At 64.8% G+C, this 21,058-nt stretch carries 16 protein-coding genes; 7 read left to right on the forward strand and 9 right to left on the reverse strand.

Features of this window, described 5'->3' with window-relative positions; genetic code table 11:
• Nucleotides 1–13: 13 nt before the first annotated feature.
• The 4 genes from dapE to dapC form a co-directional block, all read right to left on the reverse strand.
• On the reverse strand, nt 14–1,150 hold the full coding sequence (gene dapE / locus NCS67_RS05195) for a succinyl-diaminopimelate desuccinylase (protein WP_250434567.1): 1,137 nt from the start codon (nt 1,148–1,150) through the stop codon (nt 14–16).
• 95 nt (nt 1,151–1,245) lie between these two features.
• Nucleotides 1,246–1,617 carry an ArsC family reductase gene (locus tag NCS67_RS05200; RefSeq protein ID WP_008350107.1) on the reverse strand — a complete coding sequence of 124 codons (372 nt, stop codon included), beginning with the start codon at nt 1,615–1,617 and terminating at the stop codon, nt 1,246–1,248.
• 2 nt (nt 1,618–1,619) lie between these two features.
• Entirely contained in the window at nt 1,620–2,459 is an 840-nt protein-coding gene (dapD, locus tag NCS67_RS05205) for a 2,3,4,5-tetrahydropyridine-2,6-dicarboxylate N-succinyltransferase (RefSeq protein ID WP_175979978.1), read from the reverse strand.
• 51 nt (nt 2,460–2,510) lie between these two features.
• Nucleotides 2,511–3,728, reverse strand: coding sequence for a succinyldiaminopimelate transaminase (gene dapC, locus NCS67_RS05210; RefSeq protein WP_250434570.1), 1,218 nt, complete (start codon nt 3,726–3,728; stop codon nt 2,511–2,513).
• Between the two features lie 193 nt (nt 3,729–3,921).
• On the opposite strand from dapC, the gene NCS67_RS05215 reads away from it, so the two are divergent.
• The 5 genes from NCS67_RS05215 to def all read left to right on the forward strand — a co-directional run bounded on the left by NCS67_RS05215 (nt 3,922) and on the right by def (nt 12,772).
• Complete coding sequence (locus tag NCS67_RS05215) at nt 3,922–4,896, forward strand: DMT family transporter (RefSeq protein WP_034472151.1); 975 nt, start codon at nt 3,922–3,924, stop codon at nt 4,894–4,896.
• A gap of 124 nt (nt 4,897–5,020) precedes the next feature.
• Nucleotides 5,021–8,536 (forward strand): chromosome segregation protein SMC, encoded by a 3,516-nt coding sequence (gene smc, locus NCS67_RS05220; RefSeq protein WP_250434573.1) that lies wholly within the window; start codon nt 5,021–5,023, stop codon nt 8,534–8,536.
• Between the two features lie 175 nt (nt 8,537–8,711).
• Nucleotides 8,712–9,971: a cell division protein ZipA C-terminal FtsZ-binding domain-containing protein gene (locus tag NCS67_RS05225; RefSeq protein WP_250434575.1), complete on the forward strand. Its 1,260-nt coding sequence runs from the start codon at nt 8,712–8,714 to the stop codon at nt 9,969–9,971.
• Between the two features lie 192 nt (nt 9,972–10,163).
• Nucleotides 10,164–12,242: an NAD-dependent DNA ligase LigA gene (ligA, locus tag NCS67_RS05230; protein WP_034471993.1), complete on the forward strand. Its 2,079-nt coding sequence runs from the start codon at nt 10,164–10,166 to the stop codon at nt 12,240–12,242.
• Nucleotides 12,239–12,772 (forward strand): peptide deformylase, encoded by a 534-nt coding sequence (gene def, locus NCS67_RS05235; RefSeq protein WP_008350093.1) that lies wholly within the window; start codon nt 12,239–12,241, stop codon nt 12,770–12,772. Before ligA ends, def begins: the two co-directional genes overlap by 4 nt.
• 72 nt (nt 12,773–12,844) lie before the next feature.
• Here def and NCS67_RS05240 read toward each other — a convergent pair whose 3' ends face one another.
• The 4 genes from NCS67_RS05240 to map form a co-directional block, all read right to left on the reverse strand.
• On the reverse strand, nt 12,845–13,081 hold the full coding sequence (locus NCS67_RS05240) for a hypothetical protein (RefSeq protein WP_008350092.1): 237 nt from the start codon (nt 13,079–13,081) through the stop codon (nt 12,845–12,847).
• 215 nt (nt 13,082–13,296) lie between these two features.
• Nucleotides 13,297–15,168 carry a pseudouridine synthase gene (locus NCS67_RS05245; protein ID WP_250434578.1) on the reverse strand — a complete coding sequence of 624 codons (1,872 nt, stop codon included), beginning with the start codon at nt 15,166–15,168 and terminating at the stop codon, nt 13,297–13,299.
• Between the two features lie 6 nt (nt 15,169–15,174).
• Nucleotides 15,175–17,760, reverse strand: coding sequence for a [protein-PII] uridylyltransferase (locus tag NCS67_RS05250; RefSeq protein WP_250434579.1), 2,586 nt, complete (start codon nt 17,758–17,760; stop codon nt 15,175–15,177).
• A 64-nt stretch (nt 17,761–17,824) separates the two neighbouring features.
• A complete protein-coding gene (map, locus tag NCS67_RS05255; protein ID WP_175979985.1) occupies nt 17,825–18,634 on the reverse strand; it encodes a type I methionyl aminopeptidase in 810 nt (269 codons plus the stop codon).
• A 384-nt stretch (nt 18,635–19,018) separates the two neighbouring features.
• Here map and rpsB point away from each other — a divergent pair, with 384 nt between their 5' ends.
• Nucleotides 19,019–19,771: a 30S ribosomal protein S2 gene (gene rpsB / locus NCS67_RS05260; protein WP_008350088.1), complete on the forward strand. Its 753-nt coding sequence runs from the start codon at nt 19,019–19,021 to the stop codon at nt 19,769–19,771.
• Nucleotides 19,772–19,911: 140 nt separating this feature from the next.
• Nucleotides 19,912–20,793 (forward strand): translation elongation factor Ts, encoded by an 882-nt coding sequence (gene tsf / locus NCS67_RS05265; RefSeq protein WP_250434580.1) that lies wholly within the window; start codon nt 19,912–19,914, stop codon nt 20,791–20,793.
• A gap of 6 nt (nt 20,794–20,799) precedes the next feature.
• Here the strand turns inward: tsf and NCS67_RS05270 are convergent, their stop codons facing one another.
• The gene (locus NCS67_RS05270) at nt 20,800–21,000 is read right to left on the reverse strand and encodes a hypothetical protein (protein WP_250434581.1); all 201 of its coding nucleotides are present in this window, start codon (nt 20,998–21,000) and stop codon (nt 20,800–20,802) included.
• Nucleotides 21,001–21,058 lie beyond the last annotated feature (58 nt).

Raw genomic sequence — 21,058 nt, forward strand, 5'->3', positions numbered from 1 at the left:
TGTCGGATTTGAATTAGGCGATCAGTGCTTCGAGCACGCGGCGGTACACGTTCTTCAACGGTTCGATGAAGCGCACTTCGACATGCTCGTCGATCTTGTGGATCGTGCCGTTCGGCGGGCCGAATTCGACGACCTGATCGCAGATTTGCGCGATGAAGCGTCCGTCGGACGTGCCGCCCGTGGTAGACAGCTCGGTGCGCACGCCGGTTTCATCGGCGATGGCTTTTTCGAGCGCGTCGGACAGCGCACCGCGCGGGGTGAGAAACGGCAGGCCGCTCACGATCCACTGCAGGTCGTATTCGAGGCCGTGCTTGTCAAGGATCGCGTGGACGCGGCTTTGCAGGCTCTCGACCGTGCTCGCGGTCGAGAAGCGGAAGTTGAACATCAGGTCGGCATGACCGGGAATGATGTTGGTCGCGCCGGTGCCCGAATGCAGGTTCGACACTTGCCAGGTTGTCGGCGGGAAATATTCGTTGCCGTCGTCCCATTTTTCGGCGACGAGCTCGGCGAGCGCGGGCGCGAGCAGATGCACCGGATTCTTCGCGAGATGCGGATACGCGATATGCCCCTGCACGCCCTTGACGACGAGCTTGCCCGTCATCGAGCCGCGCCGGCCGTTCTTGACCATGTCGCCGAGCGTGGCGTTCGAAGTCGGCTCGCCGACGATGCAGTAATCGAGCCGCGTGCCGCGCGCCTTCAGCGCTTCAACGACCTTGATCGTGCCGTCGGTCGCGGGGCCTTCTTCATCGCTCGTGATGAGAAACGCGAGCGTGCCGCGATGTTCCGGATGCTGCGCGACGAATTCCTCGCTCGACACGACGAACGCCGCGAGCGACGCCTTCATGTCCGCCGCGCCGCGACCGTACAGCTTGCCGTCGCGATGCGTCGGGGTGAAGGGCGGCGAGCTCCACTGTTCGAGCGGGCCGGTCGGCACGACGTCGGTATGGCCGGCGAAGGCGAGCAGCTTGCCGCTTGCGTCCGTGCCGCGCCTGACGGCCCACAGGTTCGTGACGCCGCCCGATTCGATCGTTTCGCATTCGAAGCCGATCGCCGCGAGCCGCTCGATTATGAGCGCCTGGCAAGCCTTGTCGTCGGGCGTGACGGATGCGCGTTCGATCAGCGCTTCGGTAAGGGAAAGGGTGCCGGACATGGTTCTTTTTCCACAGCGATAAAAAATGCCGGCGCGCGGGCCGGCACTCGTAGCAAGCTCGCGATGACCGTCGGATTCACAGTCATCGCATCGGCTCAGGCAAAGAGCGTTTCGTACTGCTCGGCGGAAAATCCGAGCGTCTTCACGCGTCCGTTCACCACCACGACCGGCCGCTTGATGATCGACGGCTTGTGGATCATCAGCGCGATCGCGCCGTTGGTCGTGTCGGCTTCGGCCTTGTGCACGTCCGACAGGCCGCGCCACGTCGTGCCGCGCTTGTTGATGAGCTGATCGAGCGATACGTCCTTCAGCCAGTCCTGAACCAGCTTCTCGTTCACGCCGGCTTTCTTGAAGTCGTGAAACTCGAACGGCACGCCGTGCTCTTCCAGCCACACGCGCGCCTTCTTCACCGTGTCGCAGTTCGGAATGCCGTAGACGACAGTCGTCGGGGTGGATCCGCGTGCCAAAATCAGTCGCCTCGCAGCAGTTCGTTCAGGCCGACTTTCGCGCGCGTCTTGGCGTCGACCTTCTTCACGATGACCGCGCAGTACAGGCTGTGCGAGCCGTCCTTCGACGGCAGGTTGCCCGCGACGACGACCGAGCCCGCCGGAATGCGGCCGTACGTGACTTCGCCGGTTTCGCGATCGTAGATCTTCGTCGACTGGCCGAGATACACGCCCATCGAGATGACGGAATTCTCTTCGACGATCACGCCTTCCACGACTTCCGAACGCGCGCCGATGAAGCAGTTGTCCTCGATGATGACCGGGTTCGCCTGCAGCGGCTCCAGCACGCCGCCGATGCCCACGCCGCCCGACAGGTGCACGTTCTTGCCGATCTGCGCGCACGAGCCGACGGTCGCCCACGTATCGACCATCGTGCCTTCGTCGACATATGCGCCGATGTTGGTGTAAGACGGCATCAGCACGACGTTCTTCGCGATGAACGAGCCGCGGCGCGCGATGGCCGGCGGCACGACGCGGAAACCGCCCGCCGCGAAGTCTTCGGCCGTGTAGTTCGCGAACTTCGAGGGCACCTTGTCGTAGAACTGCGTGTAGTTGTAAGACCCGCCACCGGCAGGCATCGGCGCGTTGTCTTCCAGTCGGAACGACAGCAGCACGGCCTTCTTGAGCCACTGATTCACGACCCAGTCGCCATCGCGCTTTTCGGCGACGCGCATCTGGCCTTTGTCGAGCTGCTCGATCGCATGCGCGACGGCTTCGCGGACTTCGGCGGGCGCGGCCTTGGGCGACAGCTCGGCGCGGTTTTCCCAGGCGGTATCGATGATGCTCTGAAGTTGTTGCGACATAGTTGGTATCAAGGATGGGTAGTTGGGCCGGCTACGTTTCAGAACCGTTTGTCAGGAACTGAGCGTGCGGCAGAATTCGACGATGCGGCGAGCGCCTTCGACACATTCCCCGGTTTCAGCGACGAGCGCGATGCGCACGAAACCTTCGCCGGGATTCGCGCCGTGCGCCGTGCGAGCGAGAAAGGAGCCCGGCAGAACCGTCACATTATAGTCGGCGTAAAGGCGTGCAGCGAACTGGGTATCGGTGAGCCCGGTGCCCGAAACGTTCGCCCAGAGGTAGAACGCGGCGTCGGGCAAACGCACGTCGAGGACGTCCGCGAGCATCGGCGTGACCGTCTGGAATTTTTTCAGATACTGCGCGCGGTTGTCGCGCACGTGCGTTTCATCCTGCCACGCGACGATGCTCGCGCGCTGAAACACCGTCGACAGCGCCGCGCCGTGATACGTGCGATAGAGCAGGAAGTCCTTCAGGATCGACGCATCGCCCGCGACGAAGCCCGAACGCATGCCCGGCACGTTCGAGCGCTTGGACAGGCTCGACAGCATCACGAGACGGTCGAAGTTGCGATTGAGCAGCCGCGCGGCTTCGAGGCCGCCGAGCGGCGGATTGCTCTCGTCGAAATAGATCTCCGAATAACACTCGTCCGATGCGATCACGAAGCCGTGCCTGTCCGACAGCGCGAAGAGTTCGCGCCAGTTTTCGAGCGTGAGCACGGCGCCCGTCGGGTTGCCCGGCGAGCAGACGTAGAGCAGTTGCGTGCGCGCCCAGATCTCTTCGGGCACCGCCGAGTAATCGCACGCGAAGTTGCGCGCCGGATCGCTGTTGACGAAGTACGGCTCGGCGCCCGCGAGCAGGGCCGCGCCTTCGTAGATTTGATAGAACGGGTTCGGACAGAGTACGATGGGCGGTTCTGCGGCCTTGTTCGTGCGGCTGTCGATCACGGTCTGCGCGAGCGCGAAAAGCGCCTCGCGCGAGCCGGAGACAGGCAGCACTTCGGTTGCCGGATCGATCGATTCGAGGCCGTAACGCTGCATCACCCATGCCGCGATCGCACGGCGCAACGGCTCGCTGCCGAGCGTCGCCGGGTAGCTCGCGAGGCCGTCGAGCGAATCGATCACCGCATCGCGGATCAGCGCGGGCGTCGGATGCTTCGGCTCGCCGATGCCGAAGCTGATCGGCGTGAATCCCGCGCGCGGCTCGATGCCCTTGAAGAGCAGACGAAGCTTTTCGAATGGATAAGACTGAAGTTTCTCGAGAAGTGGATTCACGGCGTGACCGGTAAGCAGTGAGCGATGCGCGCGAGGCGAGAAGCGCCTGCGAGCGCGGCAATCGGAAGAATCGAACGGACGTGAAACGAACTCACGATTATAGCGCGTGGCGTCGCGCCGGAAACGGCGGGCGGCGCGCGCCACGAAGGACGAAAACACGAGTGATGCCGGACGCAATGCAAGGACCATCTCGATGACGAGCAGCGTGCGCAATGCATGGCCGACGCTCGCAATCATGCTCGGCGCGTCGGTGTGGGGCCTTGTCTGGTATCCAATGCGGATGCTTGCCGCCATGGGCCTCTCCGGCACGGCCGCGAGCGCGACGACGAGCGCCGCCGCGTGCGTCTTCGTGCTCGTCGCGAAACGCCGCTCGATCAGTACGCTGTCGTGGCACTGGCTGCTCGTCGGGCTCGGCGTGGCCGCAGGCGTGACTAATATCGGTTTCGTGTGGGGCGCGATCCACGGTCAGGTGATGCGCGTGCTGCTGCTCTTCTATCTGACGCCCGCGTGGACCGCGATCTTCGCGCACTTCATCCTGAAAGAGCGTCTCACGCGCGCCGACGCCGCGCTCTCGCTCCTCTCGCTCGCGGGCGCGGTCACCATGCTCTGGTCGCCCGAACTCGGCATGCCGCTGCCGGCCGATCTCGCCGAATGGTCGGGTCTGATGGGCGGCATGGGCTTCGCGATGAGCAACGTGCTCGTCGTGAAAGTCACCCGTACGCTGCCCGCGATGAAGCCCGAGATGCGCACGGCGGTGATCTTCGGCGGCGCGGCGCTCATCGCGTCCATCGTCACGCTGTTCGAGCCGATGCCCGCGCCGCCCGCAGCCGCTCTCTTGCCGACCGTGAGCCTGATCGTGATCGGGCTGGGCGTCGTGCTCGCCGGCAACAACATGATCGTGCAACTCGGCCTCGCGCGCGTGCCGGCCAATCGTGCGTCGATCATCATGCTGTTCGAACTCGTCGTCACGGCGCTGTCGGCGTGGCTCTTCGCAGGCGAAGTCCCCGGCGCGCGAGAATGGGCGGGCGGCGCGTGCATCGTCGTTGCATGCGTGCTGTCGGCGTGGGTGCATCGGCCGCGGGCAGCGCGCTCGCCTTCGTCCGCAGCGTCCGACATCGCGATAGAAGTGCCGGAAAGCAAAAAGAAATCGACTCGCGCGATGGTATGATGGAGTCCGCTTTCGCCGGGCCAGTTGATGGTGCTTCACTGCCGCGCGGCCGGGAAACGACGGGCCGTGCTGCGGCCTGTCCGCCATATATCCTCCGTCACTCATTCAAAACAGCGATATCGCCGTGCGTCTGACCTCGATAAAACTCGCTGGCTTCAAGTCCTTCGTCGATCCCACGCATTTCCAGGTCCCCGGCCAACTGGTCGGCGTCGTCGGGCCGAACGGCTGTGGCAAGTCCAATATCATCGATGCCGTGCGCTGGGTGCTCGGCGAATCGCGCGCCTCCGAGTTGCGCGGCGAATCGATGCAGGACGTGATCTTCAACGGATCGACGGCGCGCAAACCCGGCAGCCGGGCTAGCGTCGAACTCATTTTCGATAACGGCGACGGCCGCGCCGCCGGTCAATGGAGCGCCTACGGCGAAATCGCCGTGAAGCGCGTGCTCACGCGCGACGGCACTTCCAGCTACTACATCAACAATCTGCCCGCGCGCCGTCGCGACATACAGGACATCTTCCTCGGCACGGGTCTCGGCCCGCGCGCCTACGCGATCATCGGGCAGGGCATGATCGCGCGCATCATCGAGGCGAAGCCCGAAGAGCTGCGCGTGTTCCTCGAAGAAGCCGCGGGCGTGTCGAAGTACAAGGAGCGCCGCCGCGAGACGGAGAACCGTCTGCATGACACGCGCGAGAACCTGACGCGCGTCGAAGACATCATCCGCGAGCTGTCGACGAACCTCGAAAAGCTCGAAGCGCAGGCGGTCGTCGCGACGAAGTACAAGGAACTGCAGGCCGAAGGCGAAGAGAAGCAACGCCTTCTGTGGCTCTTGCGCAAGAAGGAAGCGGGCAACGAAGCCGAGCGTCAGCAGCGCGCGATTCGCGAGGCCCAGGTCGAGCTCGAAGCGCAGACGGCGCGTCTGCGTGAAGTCGAAGCGCAACTGGAAACGCTGCGCGTCGCGCACTACAGCGCGAGCGACGCGATGCAAGGCGCGCAAGGCTCGCTCTACGAAGCCAATGCCGAAGTGAGCAGGCTCGAAGCGGAGATCCGCTTCATCGTCGAGTCGCGCAATCGCGTGCAGGCGCAGATCGCCGCGCTCACCGCGCAGCGCGAGCAATGGCAGGTGCAGGCGCAAAAGGCGCGCGACGAAATCGATACCGCGACCGAAGCGCTCGCCGAAGGCGAAGAAAAGGCCGCGATCGCGCAGGAAAATGCCGCCGCGAAACACGACGCGCTGCCCGCGCTCGAAGCGCGCTGGCGCGACGCACAAGCGCAATTGAACGAAGAGCGCGCGGGCATCGCGCGCGCGGAACAGGCGCTCAAGCTCGAAGCGGCGCATCAGCGCAACGCGGATCAGCAGCTTCAGCAATTGCAGCAGCGTCAGGAGCGTCTGAAGAGCGAGGCGAGCGGTCTGGATGCGCCCGACGAAGCGCATCTCGAAGAGTTGCGCATGCAGCTCGCGGAAAACGAAGAGATTCTCGCCGAAGCACAAGCGCGTCTCGCCGATGCGCAGGAAACCGTGCCGCGTCTGGACGCCGAGCGCCGCGCCGCGCAGGAACGCGTGCAGAAGGAAAGCGCGCAGATCCATCAGCTCGAAGCGCGTCTCGCCGCGTTGAAGCAGCTTCAGGAAAGCGTGCAGACGGAAGGCAAGGTCCAGCCGTGGCTCGACAAGCACGAGCTCGGCGCGCTGCCGCGTCTGTGGAAGAAGCTGCACGTCGAGACCGGCTGGGAAGCGGCGCTCGAATCCGTGCTGCGGGAGCGTCTCGCCGCGCTGGAAGTATCGAATCTGGATTGGGTCAAGGCGTTCGCCACGGATGCGCCGCCCGCCAAGCTCGCGTTCTACTCGCCGCCCGTCGCGGGCAAGCCGGTCGACGCGCCGCAAGGCTTGCGCTCGCTGCTGTCGCTCGTGCGCATCGACGATCCGGGCCTGCGCGCCGTGCTCAACGAATGGCTCGCCACGACTTTCGTCGCCGACGATCTCGCGCAGGCGCTCGCTTCGCGCAATCAGTTGCCGGATGGCGCCGCGTTCGTCGTGAAGGCGGGGCATATCGTGACGCGCGTGGGCGTGCAGCTTTACGCGTCGGATTCCGAGCAGTCGGGCATGCTCGCGCGTGCGCAGGAAATCGAGAATCTGACGAAGCAGGTGCGCGCGCAGGCTTTGCTGTCCGATGAAGCCAAGGCCAACGCCGTGCGTGCCGATGCCGCCCACACGCAAGGCTCGCAGACGCTCGCGGAAGCGCGCGCCGCCGCTGAACGCGCGACGCAGCGCGTGCACGCGTTGCAGATGGACGTGCTCAAGCTCGCGCAGGCGCACGAACGCTATACGCAGCGCAACACGCAGATCGGCGAGGAGCTCGAAGAGATCGCCGCGCAGGTCGACGAGCAGCGTGCCTTGCGCGCCGAATCGGAAGCCGCGTTCGAACGTCACGATGGCGAAATCGCGCAATTGCAGGCGCGTTTCGAAGACAACCAGCTTGCGTTCGAGTCGCTCGACGAGGAACTCACGAACGCGCGCCACGAACTGCGCGAACTGGAACGCGCCGAGAGCGATGCCAGCTTCGCCGTGCGCGGCCTCGCCGCGAAGATCGACGAATACAAGCGCAATATCGAGACGGCGCACGATCAGAGCGAGCGCATCGCGGGCACGCTGGAAGACGCGCGCGCCGAACTCGAAACCATCAACGAACAGACCGCGCAGACCGGCCTGCAGGACGCGCTCGAAGTGCGCGCGGCGCGCGAGGAAGCGCTGCATGCGGCGCGCGTCGAACTGGACGATCTGACCGCGCGTCTGCGTCAGGCCGACGAGCAGCGCCTCATGGCCGAACGTTCGCTGCAGCCGCTGCGCGACAAGATCAACGAGTTGCAACTGAAGGAGCAGGCGGCGCGCATCAGCGGCGAGCAGTTCGTCGAGCAGTTGCAGGCAGCCGGCGTCGATGAAGCCGAGCTCGCAGAAAAGCTCACGCCGGACATGAAGCCGTCGTATCTGCAGGGCGAAGTCACGCGGCTGAACAACGCGATCAACGCGCTCGGCCCGGTCAACATGGCCGCGCTCGAGGAACTCGCAGCAGCGACCCAGCGCAAGCATTTCCTCGACGCGCAGTCCGCGGATCTGAACGACGCCATCGGCACGCTGGAAGACGCGATCCAGAAGATCGATCAGGAAACGCGCGCGCTGCTGCAAGGCACCTTCGACGAAGTGAACCGTCACTTCGGCGAACTGTTCCCGCGCCTTTTCGGCGGCGGTCAGGCGAAGCTCATCATGACCGGCGATGAAATCCTCGACGCCGGCGTGCAGGTCATGGCGCAGCCGCCCGGCAAGAAGAATTCGACGATTCACCTGCTTTCGGGCGGCGAAAAGGCGCTGACCGCGACCGCGCTCGTGTTCGCGATGTTCCAGTTGAACCCTGCGCCGTTCTGTCTGCTCGACGAAGTCGACGCGCCGCTCGACGACGCCAACACCGAGCGCTTCGCGAACCTCGTGCGCGCGATGTCGGCCAAGACGCAGTTCCTGTTCATCTCGCACAACAAGATCGCGATGGAAATGGCGCAGCAACTGATCGGCGTGACGATGCAGGAGCAGGGCGTGTCGCGCATCGTCGCGGTGGACATGGAAGCGGCGGCGGGCTTCGCGCAGAACGGCTGAAGCATCGCGCTCGCGAGAGTTTGATTGAGTGAAAGGGCCGGACGAGGTTTCCGGCAGCGTGCGTCAAGGCGCGGAGTGGCGCGCATCGGCCAGGCGGCGGCGAGAAGCCGGAACGCGGCGATGCGCGCGACAGATCGCGCGGCGCTTCGTAACTTAAAAGAATGATGGAGCCTGCATGGACGAGTTGACACTCGGTTTGATTGGAGCCGGAGCCGTGGTGGTGGGCGGCGTGGTCGTGTACAACGCGTGGCAGAGCGCGAAGGTGCGTCGCAAGATGCCGCGTCCGATGCCGGACGAAGCGGCGGATGCGCTCGCGCGCCAGGAAGCGGACGACGAGCAGCCGTTCATCGAGCCCGTGCGTCAGTCGCGGCGCGAGCCCGTAGCGGGCGGCGCCGATGGCGCCGATGCCGAACCGCGCGATACGCGTGTCGAGCCGAGCTTCGGCACGGCGAACGAGTCGACGGCGGCGGCTCCCGTCGCGCCTGCCGATACCGCCGTCGATCTCCAGGCCGAGGCGACGTCCGCCAATGGCGCGTCCGAGGAAGCGCCAAGTGCCACCGAAGACGAGCGCACCGAACCGGTGATGCCCGCCGCGACGACGATTTCGCAGGCGCCGCCGGCGGTCGTCGATCGCCGCATCGATTGTGTCGTGCCGATTCGCCTCGCCGCGCCGGTTGCGGGCGATCGCGTGATCCCGCTTGCGCAGCGCCTGCGCCGCGCGGGCACGAAGCCCGTGACGATCGAAGGCAAGGCCGAAGGCGACAGCGCGTGGGAGTTGCCGCGAAACGGCGTGCGCTACGAGGAGTTGCGCGCGGCCGCCCAGCTCGCGAACCGCGGCGGCCCGCTCAACGAACTCGAATTCTCGGAGTTCGTGACCGGCGTGCAGCGGCTTGCCGACGCCATCGACGGCGCGCCCGAATTCCCCGACATGATGGAAACCGTCGGCATGGCGCGCGAGCTGGACGCGTTCGCCGCGCAATGCGACGCGCAGCTCTCGATCAACATCCTCTCCGACGGCGCGCCGTGGTCCGCGAACTACGTGCAGGCGGTGGCGTCGCAAGACGGCCTTTTGCTCTCGCGCGACGGCACACGCTTCGTCAAACTCGACGCGAAGCAGAATCCGGTCTTCATGCTCCAGTTCGGCGACACGAACTTCCTGCGCGACGACCTCACCTACAAGGGCGGCCAGATGATCACGCTGGTGCTCGACGTGCCCGTCGCCGACGAAGACATCCTGCCGTTCCGCCTGATGTGCGATTACGCGAAGTCGCTGTCGGAGCGTATCGGCGCGCGTGTCGTCGACGACCAGCGCCGGCCCTTGCCGGAGTCCGCGCTGCTCGCCATCGAGAAGCAGTTGATGACGCTCTACGCGAAGCTGGAGCAGGCGGGCATTCCGGCCGGCTCGCCCGCGACGCGGCGTCTTTTCAGCCAGTAACTTTTTGCTGCGCGCAGTCGGCAAGGCGCTCGCTTGCCAGGAGAATCGCGCCCCAGCCGGGGCGCTTTTCTTTGCGTGCGCGCCGCCGCACCGACGCCCGCACTTAGGCCGTTTGGCCTAGGCCACGATTTACCGATCTTCTGAGACAATCGAACGGTCGGTTGACTGACTTACCTACTTTCTCGAAGCCGCATGTCCGCAAAATCAAAAGCCGAATCCGCCGCGACCGCGAAGTCGGGCGCCGCCGTGCCCAGCGCCGCTCGTCCGGCCGAGCGCGCGGCGTGGCTGCGTTCGGAACTGGAACGCGCGAACTACGCGTATTACGTACTGGATCAGCCGGATCTGCCCGACGCCGAGTACGACACGCTCTTCAAGGAACTTCAGGGCATCGAGACCGAGCATCCGGATCTGATCACGCCGGATTCGCCGACGCAGCGCGTGGGCGGCGAAGTCGCCGAAGGATTCACGCCGGTCGTCCATGACGTGCCGATGCTTTCGCTCAACAACGGCTTCGCGGACGAGGACATCGCCGCATTCGACAAGCGCGTGTCCGACGCGCTGGGCCACGCGAGCGTCGAATATGCGTGCGAGCTCAAGTTCGATGGTCTCGCCATTTCCCTGCGTTACGAGGACGGCCATTTCGTGCAGGCCGCGACGCGCGGCGACGGCGCGACGGGCGAGGACGTGACGGCGAACGTACGCACCATCCGCTCGATTCCGCTCACGCTGAAGGGCAAGAACGTGCCGAAACGGCTCGACGTGCGCGGCGAAGTGCTGATGTTCAAGCGCGATTTCGAGCGCCTGAATGCGCGTCAGCGCGAAGCGGGCCAGCGCGAGTTCGCGAATCCGCGCAACGCGGCGGCGGGCGGCTTGCGTCAGCTCGATCCGAAAATGACCGCGCAGCGTTCGCTGTCGTTCTTCGCTTATGGCATCGGCGTGCTCGAAGGCGCGGAGATGCCCGCGACGCACGCCGCGTTGCTCGACTGGTACAAGGAAATGGGCTTGCCGGTGAACGCGGAGCGCGCCGTGGTCGAAGGCGCCGACGGTTTGCTCGCCTTCTTCCACCGGATCGGCGAGAAGCGCGAGAAGCTGCCGTACGACATTGACGGCGTCGTCTACAAGGTCGACCGCCGCGACGAGCAGGATAAGCTCGGCTTCGTGTCGCGCGCGCCGCGTTTCGCGCTCGCGCACAAATTCCCGGCGCAGGAAGCGCTGACGCAACTGCTCGCCATCGACGTGCAGGTCGGTCGGACGGGCGCGATCACGCCGGTCGCGCGTCTCGCGCCGGTGTTCGTCGGCGGTGCGACGGTCACGAACGCGACGTTGCACAACGAGGACGAAGTGCGGCGCAAGGACATCCGCATCGGCGATACCGTCACGGTGCGCCGCGCGGGCGACGTGATCCCCGAAGTCGTCGGCGCCATTCTTGAGCGCCGTCCCGCCGACGCGCGCGAATTCGTCATGCCGACGGAGTGCCCCGTCTGCGGCTCGAAGATCGAGCGCCTGCCGGACGAGGCGATCGCGCGCTGCACGGGCGGGTTGTTCTGTCCCGCTCAGCGCAAGCAGGCACTGTGGCACTTCGCGCAGCGCCGCGCGCTCGATATCGACGGGCTGGGTGAGAAGATCATCGATCAACTCGTCGAGCAGAATCTCGTGCGTACGCCCGCGGATCTGTTTAATCTCGGCTTTTCGACGCTCGCGGCGCTCGACCGTTTCGCCGACAAATCCGCGCAGAACCTGATCGATTCGCTCGAAAAAGCGAGGAAGACGACGCTCGCGCGCTTCATCTATGCGCTCGGCATCCGGCACGTGGGCGAATCGACGGCGAAGGATCTCGCGAAGCATTTCGGCTCGCTCGATCCGATCATGGCTGCTTCGGTCGAAGAGCTGCTCGAAGTCAACGATGTCGGGCCGATCGTCGCCGAGGCCATCCACAATTTCTTCAGCGAAGAACACAACAAGCATGTGATCGAGCAGTTGCGCGTCAAGGTGTCGTGGCCGGAAGGGCCGCCCGCGCCGAAAGCGCCGCAGGGCGTGCTGGCCGGCAAGACCGTCGTGCTGACGGGCACGCTGCCCACGCTATCGCGCGAGGAAGCGAAGGAAATGCTGGAGTCGGCGGGTGCGAAGGTTGCCGGTTCCGTATCGAAAAAGACCGACTACGTCGTGGCGGGCGCGGAAGCGGGCAGCAAGCTCGCCAAGGCGGAGGAACTCGGGGTTCCTGTTCTCGACGAAGAGGCCATGCGTAAGCTTTTGGAAGGAGTCACTCCATGATTCGCGAAATCCTGAAGATGGGCGATCCGCGGCTTTTGCGTATCGCGCAGCCGGTCGAGCATTTCGACACGCCCGAACTGCACGCGCTCGTGCAGGATATGTTCGATACGATGCGCGACGCCAACGGCGCGGGGCTGGCCGCGCCGCAGATCGGCGTCGATCTGCAGGTGGTGATCTTCGGCTTCGGGCAGAACGAGCGTTATCCGGACGCGCCGTCGGTGCCGGAGACGGTGCTCATCAATCCGATCATCACGCCGAACGGACACGACATGGAGGAGGGTTGGGAAGGCTGTCTGTCCGTGCCGGGTTTGCGCGGCGCGGTGCAGCGTTTCTCGATGATCCGCTATCAGGGTTTCGATCAGTACGGCAAAGCCATCGAACGCCTCGCCGAGGGCTTTCACGCGCGCGTCGTGCAGCACGAGTGCGACCATCTGATCGGCAAGCTCTATCCGATGCGTATCACCGACTTTTCGAAGTTCGGCTTCACCGAAGTGCTGTTTCCGGGTCTCGATCCCGCGCGCGACGACTGACGCCGCGCGGTTGGAATCGCAACGAATCAGCCTGAATACGGAGAGCCGCTTTCGCGAGAAGCGGCTTTTTCTTTACGCCAACGTTTTCGGATTGCCGCTGACGTCGGGTTGACGAAACAGCGCGACATGCTCCGGATTCGCGGATGCCTGCAGGCGTCCGTCGGGCAGACGGGCGATCACCATTTCACCCACGCCGGGGCTCGTCACGACGACTTCGTCGCGCAGGGCGAGGAGGGCTTCGAGCCGTCGCCGGCCACTCACGATCTCCAGACCGGTTCCCGTCTCACGAACGATGATCTCAACTGACATGGCGATTCTCCATCAATGCCGTTCAATGCTGCTGATCCTGCTGTCTGGTTTATCGGATCGATGACTTATTTTCTTTAGCCAAAAAGCCGCCAAAAATGAAACGGCACGACCGGAATTGCGTCGTGCCGTTTTTCTGCTGGAACGTCGCATTTTTGCGACGCAATACGACGCCGCGCGAACGTTCGATCGACGTGCGCGCGAACTGCTCGGTTTGCTCAGAAGGTCTCGTTCGGGCCGAGATAGCGCCACTGGCCGGGGGGCAGCGCGCCGAGCGTCACGTAGCCCATGCGAATGCGCTTCAGACCGACCACTTCCAGTCCGACGAGCTCGCACATGCGGCGGATCTGCCGCTTCTTGCCTTCGCGGAGCACGAAGCGCAGTTGTTCGCCGTTTTGCCAGCTCACCTGCGCGGTTTTGAGCGGCACGCCGTCGAGTTCGAGGCCGTGACGCAGGAGCGCGAGTTTTTCGGCGGGGAAATGCTGATCGACGTCGACCGTATGCTCGCCGAAGCGCACGCGCACGAGGTATTCCTTGTCGACTTCCGAGTGGCCGCCGATCAGTTGTTTCGCGATGCGGCCGTCCTGCGTGAGCACGAGAAGTCCCGTCGAGTCGATGTCCAGGCGGCCCGCCGGCGCGAGCGTGCGCAGATGGCTCGGCGCGAAGCGCACACCCGAGTGGTCCTCGTTCCAGTGATTGGCCGGGTTGATGAGCGTGACCGCGGGCTCGTAGCCGTCTTCCGCCTGACCCGAGACGTAGCCGACCGGCTTGTGCAGCAGGATCGTGACGAGGCGCGCCTGCGCGGAATGCGCCGCGGGCAGGATTTCGATGTTCTGCGTCGGACGGATGCGCGTGCCGAGCGTGTCGATGACTTCGCCGTCGACGAGCACCCAGCCTTTCTCGATCCATTCGTCGGCTTCACGGCGCGAGCAGAGGCCGAGCTCCGACATCACTTTCGACAGGCGCACGAGGCCGTCGTGGTGATCGCGATGCTTCGGCGCGGACTCCGCGACGGGCGCGGCGGGCTTCGTCGCAGGTTTCGCCGCTGGCTTGCGCGTATCGCCGCGATCGTCGCGTCTGGCGTACGGACGGTCGTTCTCATCGCGGCGTGCGGGACGCGCTCCGGGCGCGCGATCGTCGCGTGACTTGCGCGGATCGCGTTCGTTGAAAGCGGGACGCGAATCGTCGCCGCGCGGTTTGAAGGGACGACGTTCATCGGCGCCCGATGCGCGTTCGCCACGCGGCGGCCTGTCGTCGAACGACTTGCGCGGACCACGTTCACCGAAAGCGGGACGCGAATCGTCGCCGCGCGGTTTGAAGGGACGACGTTCATCGGCGCCCGACGCGCGTTCGCCACGCGGCGGCCTGTCGTCGAACGACCTGCGCGGACCACGCTCGCCAAACGCCGGACGCGAATCGTCACCACGCGGTTTGAACGGGCGACGTTCATCGCTACCCGATGTGCGTTCGCCACGCGGCGGCCTGTCGTCGAACGACTTGCGCGGACCACGCTCGCCAAACGCCGGACGCGAATCATCGCCACGCGGTTTGAACGGACGACGTTCATCGCCGCCCGACGTGCGTTCGCCACGCGGCGGCCTGTCGTCGAACGACTTGCGCGGACCACGTTCACCGAAGGCGGGACGCGAATCGTCACCACGCGGTTTGAACGGACGACGTTCATCGCCACCCGACGGACGCTCGCCACGCGCAGGCGGACGACCCTCGAACGACTTGCGCGGACCACGTTCACCGAACGCGGGACGCGAATCATCGCCACGCGGTTTGAACGGACGACGTTCATCGCCACCCGATGAACGCTCGCCACGCGCAGGCGGACGACCTTCGAACGACTTGCGCGGACCGCGTTCACCGAACGCCGGACGCGAATCGTCACCACGCGGCTTGAAAGCACGCGGCTCACGCGGCGCATCGCTGCGCTTGTCGGCCGGCTGGCCCGAGCGCTTCGGACGCGCCTCGTCCGGCGACGGTGCGCGAACGGGCTTGCGCCCGGTGGTCGTGCCGGCTCGAACCGGCGAACGCGTTGCCGAGGTCGGACGCGGATGTTTGGCTGTCAGTTTGACGCGCATAAAGTCTCAGGCTGCGATCGCGCGCAGCAGTTCGGTTTCCACCTGGATCTGGGTGCGGTTGTTCGACAGGCTCTTGCCGTCGAGCAGAAACACGTCTTCGACGCGTTCGCCGAGCGTGTTGATCCGTGCCGCCTGCACGCCGATCCGGTGTTGCGCCAGAACGCGCGCGATCGAATAAAGAAGGCCCTGCCGGTCGTTCGCCGACACGGATAGGATGTAGTACTGGCCGCGATCGTCGGGACGCAGGTCCACGCGCGGCGTGATCGGAAACGTACGCACGAGCCGCGACACGCGGCCCTTCGACGGTTCCGGGAGAATACGCTCGTCCGTGAGCAGCGTGGCCAGTTGCTGCTCGACGAGATTGGCGATGTCGCGATAACTGCCGTCGTGATCCGGATGGGCCACGAGGAAGTTGTCGAGCGCATAGCCGTGGCGGGTCGTCGTCACGCGCGCATCGAGCACGGAAAGCCCGTTCTTGTCGAAATACGCGCAGATGCCGGCGAAAAGATCCGGCCGATCCTTCAGATAGACGAGCACCTGCAGCGCGGCGCCGATGGGCGAGGGCCGCGCCCGCACGATCGGCTCCTCGCTCGCGACGTGCCGATAGAGCACGCGCGTCTGCCACGCGATGTCGGCCGGATCGTGACGCAGGAAATAGCCGACGTCGAGCTGATCCCAAAGCCGCTTCTGCGCGCCTTCGGGAACCGTTTCGAGCCGCAGCAGCGCGAGCGCCGCTTCCTGCCGCGATTTGAGTTCCGAATGCGCGTCGGTCTGCGCACCGCCGAGCACGGCTTGCGTCGCGCGGAAGAGATCTTCCAGCAGCTTGCCCTTCCAGTTGTTCCAGACTTTCGGACTCGTGCCGCGGATATCGGCGACGGTCAGCAGATACAGCGCCGTGAGCCGGCGTTCCGTCTTCACGACGGAGGCGAACTGCTTGATGACGTCCGGATCGCTCGTGTCCTGCTTCTGCGCGACCTGACTCATCGTCAGATGCTGCTGCACGAGCCACACGACGAGCTCGGTGTCTTCCTCGCCGATGTCGTGTTCGCGGCAGAAGCGCCGGGCATCGGCCATGCCGAGCGTCGAATGATCGCCGCCGCGGCCTTTCGCGATATCGTGAAAGAGCGCCGCGACGTACAGCACCCACGGGCGCTCGAAATTGCCCATCAGCTGGCTGCAGAACGGATATTCGTGCGCGTGCTCGGCGATCGCGAAGCGCCGCAGATTGCGCAGCACCATCAGGATGTGCTGATCGACCGTGTAGACGTGATAGAGATCGTGCTGCATCTGTCCGACGATGCGCCGGAAGTTCAGCAGATAGCGCCCGAGCACGCTCGTCTGGTTCATCAGGCGAAACGCGTGCGTGATGCCTTCGGGCTGCTTGAGAATCTCCATGAACAGCCGGCGATTTTCCGGGTCGCGCCGCCAGTCGCGGTTCATCAGATCGCGCGCGTTGTAGATCGCCCGCAGCGTCCGCGCCGAAAATCCCTTGATGCCGCGCGTTTGTTCGTACAGCAGAAACGCTTCGAGAATGGCGTGCGGCTCGCGCTCGAAGACATCGTCGCGGGCGATTTCCAGCATGCCTTGCTTCTCGACGAAACGCCCGTTGACGACGCGCGTGATGCCGCTCGTCGACGGAAAAAGCTGCGCTTCGACGTTCTGGATCAGGATGGTCGCGAGCTGCGTGACGGCTTTCGCCGCCCAGTAATAACGGCGCATCAACTGCTCGCTCGCGCGCTTGGCGGCGGTCGCCTTGAAGCCGAAGCTTTCCGCGAGCGGCGTCTGCAAGTCGAAGACGAGAATGTCCTGACGGCGCTTCGCGATGACGTGCAACCGCGCGCGCAGCGCCTTCAGGAAGCCTTCGTTGCGGCGCAGTTCGCGCGCTTCGCGTTCGGTGATGAGCCCGCGCGTGTCGAGTTCGCGCCAGCTGCTGCCGAAACCCGCTCCGCGCGCAATCCAGAGAATCAGTTGCAGATCGCGCAGGCCGCCGGGACTTTCCTTGATGTTCGGCTCGAGGCTGTAGGGCGTGTCCTGAAACTTCGCGTGCCGCTGGCGCATTTCCAGCACCTTCGCCTGGAAAAACGCGCGCGGATCGAGCGTCTCGTGGTAGCGCGCCGAGAAGCGCTGAAAAAGTTGCGTATCGCCGCAGATGCGCCGCGCTTCGAGCAACGACGTCTGCACGGTGATGTCGTTGCCCGCCTCGGCGATGCATTGCTCCACCGAGCGCACGCTGCTGCCGATATCGAGCCCGAGATCCCACGCCATGCCGATGAAGCGCTCGACGCGGCCGTTGAGCTCCGCGTCGCTGCCGTGCGGCGATGCGTCGGGCAGCAGGACGAGAATGTCGACGTCGGAGTAGGGCGCGAGCTCGCCGCGTCCGTAGCCGCCGACCGCAACGAGCGCCGCGCTGTCCGGCATGTCGCAGGCGGACCACGCGCCTTTGAGGGCGTCGTCGGTGGCGCGGGCGAGCGCGCGCATCAGCGGTTCGACGTTCGAGCCGGACTGAAAGCGTTCGATGAGCGCCGCCTTCGCCACCTTGTAGGCGGCGCGCAACGATTCACAGGGCGTGGCGACAGCGGCGGTGACGCTCATGGATCGACCAAAAAGGAGGTGGGGGCGCGCCGGCGGGAAAGCGGGCGCGCGGGGAGACGGAGAATCAGGCCGTTGCCGCGATCAGCTGCGACGGCGCCTGCGTGCCCGCCGAGACGGTCAGCACTTCGTAGCCCGTCGGCGTGACGAGCACCGTGTGCTCCCATTGCGCCGAGAGGCTGCGGTCGCGCGTCTTGACGGTCCACTGATCCGGCATGGTGCGGATTTCGCGGCGGCCGGCGTTGATCATCGGTTCGACGGTGAAGATCATGCCCGCCTGCAGTTCGATGCCCGTGCCCGCGCGGCCGTAATGCAGCACCTGCGGCTCCTCGTGGAACACCTGGCCGATGCCGTGGCCGCAATATTCGCGCACGACGCTGTAGCCTTGCGACTCCGCGTGCTTCTGGATCGCCGCGCCGATATCGCCGAGATGCGCGCCAGGGCGCACCTGATCGATGCCGAGCCACATGCAGTCGAACGTGGTCTGCACGAGGCGCTTCGCCAGAATCGAGCCCTCGCCGACGATGAACATGCGGCTCGTGTCGCCGAAATATCCGTTCTTGATGACGGTGATGTCGATATTGAGCGCGTCGCCGTTCTTCAGCACTTTCTCGCCGGGGATGCCGTGACAGATCACGTCGTTCACGGAAATGCACGTGGCCTTCGGGTACGGCGGATAGCCGGGCGGCTGATAATTGAGCGGTGCGGGAACGGTGCCTTGTTCCTTCACCATATATTCGTGGCAAAGGCGATCGAGTTCTTCGGTGGTCACGCCGGGAACGATATGCGGCGTGATGAAATCGAGCACTTCGCTGGCGAGCCGGCAGGCGACGCGCATCTGTGCGATATCGTGTTCGTTTTTCAGCGTAATGGACATGACTTGGCCCGGAATGCGTCAATGCGGCAGTGAGCCGCGAAAGCGGCATTATCGCACCTTAGGAAATGCGCCGCACCCGGATAGTTCGAGGCGGGCGGCCGCGAAACACGAAACGCGCGCGCAATTCGGATCGGTCGTGCTGCTTGAGCCGACCAATCCTCACATGCTATACTCGCAGGCTAAGTCGTAATCCATATTGTCGTCACGATTTCATAAGACAATCGTGTCTGCAGGTGTGAAACGCGACTTAGTGTTAGTTGTTCCAGTCTGTTCAAGTCGATACGCAAGCCGGCGCACCCAGGGTGTCCGGCGTCCGGAAAGCAAAGATAACCGGGCGCGGGATGCGGCAGCCGGCTTAAGACCCAACCCTCGCGGAGAATTTTCATGGCAGTCACGATGCGTCAAATGCTGGAAGCCGGTGTCCACTTCGGTCACCAAACCCGCTTCTGGAATCCGAAGATGGCCCCGTACATCTTCGGTCATCGCAACAAGATTCACATCATCAACCTCGAAAAGACCCTGCCGCTCTACAACGACGCGCTGAAGTACGTGCGCCAGTTGGCAGCCAATCGCGGCACGATCCTTTTCGTCGGCACGAAGCGTCAGTCGCGCGACACGATCGCGCAGGAAGCGGCGCGCGCCGGCATGCCTTTCGTCAACGCCCGCTGGCTCGGCGGCATGATGACCAACTTCAAGACGCTGAAGGTTTCGATCAAGCGCCTGAAGGACATGGAAGCAGCGCTGGAATCGGGTGAAACCGAGCGGATGAGCAAGAAGGAAGCGCTTCTGTTCGAGCGCGAAATGGTCAAGCTGCAGAAGTCGATCGGCGGCGTCAAGGACATGGGCGGCATTCCGGACGCGATGTTCGTCATCGACGTCGGCTACCACAAGATTGCTGTCACCGAAGCGAAGAAGCTCGGCATTCCGGTCATCGCCGTGGTCGACACGAACCACTCGCCGGAAGGCATCGACTACGTGATCCCGGGTAACGACGACGCATCCAAGGCCGTCGCGCTGTACGCTCAGGGCGTCGCTGACGCGATCCTCGAAGGCCGCGCGAACGCGGTGAACGACGTTGTGCAAGCTGTCCGTAACGGCGAAGGCGACGAGTTCGTCGAGGTCAACGCAGAGGCGTAATCGAGCCCTGTGGCCGACAAAAAAGGGGGCTTTGCGAAAGGCCCCTTTTTTTTAGTCGGCGCGATAGACATGCCAATTTTCCTGCCGTGGGCGGGCTGTAAAGCCGGCGGCACGTATCAAACAGACTCAAGGAGCGAATGATGGCGGCAATTACCGCAAGCATGGTGGCAGAACTGCGCGCGAAGACCGATGCGCCGATGATGGAATGCAAGAAGGCGCTGACGGAAGCCGACGGCGACATGGCGCGCGCGGAAGAGTTGCTGCGCGTGAAGCTCGGCAACAAGGCGAGCAAGGCGGCATCGCGCGTGACGGCTGAAGGCATCGTGACGGCGCACGTCGAAGGCGGCGTGGGCGCGCTCGTCGAGCTGAACTGCGAAACCGACTTTGTCGCGAAGAACGACGACTTCCTGGCTTTCGGCAAGACGATTGCTGAACTGGTCGCGAAGAACAACCCGGCCGACGTGGCCGCGCTGTCGGCGCTGCCGCTCGAAAGCTCGACGGTCGACGCAGTGCGTCTGGCGCTCGTCGGCAAGATCGGCGAAAACTTGTCGATCCGCCGCTTCGTGCGCTTCGACTCCGCGAACAAGGTTGCGTCGTACCTGCACGGCACGCGCATCGGCGTTCTGGTCGAATTCACGGGCGCTGACGAGCAAGTCGGCAAGGACGTCGCGATGCACGTCGCCGCGATGAAGCCGGTTTCGCTGTCGTCGGACGAAGTGCCGGCCGATCTGATCGCCAAGGAGCGCAGCATCGCCGAGCAGAAGGCTGCCGAGTCGGGCAAGCCGGCCGAGATCGTCGCGAAGATGGTCGAGGGCTCGATCCAGAAGTACCTGAAGGAAGTGTCGCTGCTGAACCAGCCGTTCGTGAAGAACGACAAGCAGACGATCGAGCAGTACCTGAAGGCGGCCGGCGCATCGGTGCAGAAGTTCGCGCTGTTCGTGGTTGGCGAGGGCATCGAGAAGCGTCAGGACGACTTCGCGGCCGAAGTGGCGGCGCAAGTCGCGGCGGCCAAGCAGTCCTAAGGCACGCTAAGGCTCGTTTAAGACGCGTGTGCTGTCATGGCGCGGCCGCGCGTCGGGCCCGCAGTACCGCGGCGGATCGTCCCGCCGCAAGAATTCAGCGATCCGGTTCGCACGAAGAGCGGGGGGGGGGGGGGGGGGGGGGGGGCCGGCCCCCCCCCCCCCCCCCCCCCCCCCCCCCCCCCCCCCCCCCGCGGCCGAGCCGCTCATGTTGCGCGAGAGTCTGCACGAGACCGAGCTTTTCGCGGACGAGCGCGACGTCTACGGA

Source organism: Caballeronia sp. ATUFL_F2_KS9A, assembly GCF_023630765.1.
In the GTDB taxonomy this organism is placed as follows: Bacteria; Pseudomonadota; Gammaproteobacteria; order Burkholderiales; family Burkholderiaceae; genus Caballeronia; species Caballeronia zhejiangensis.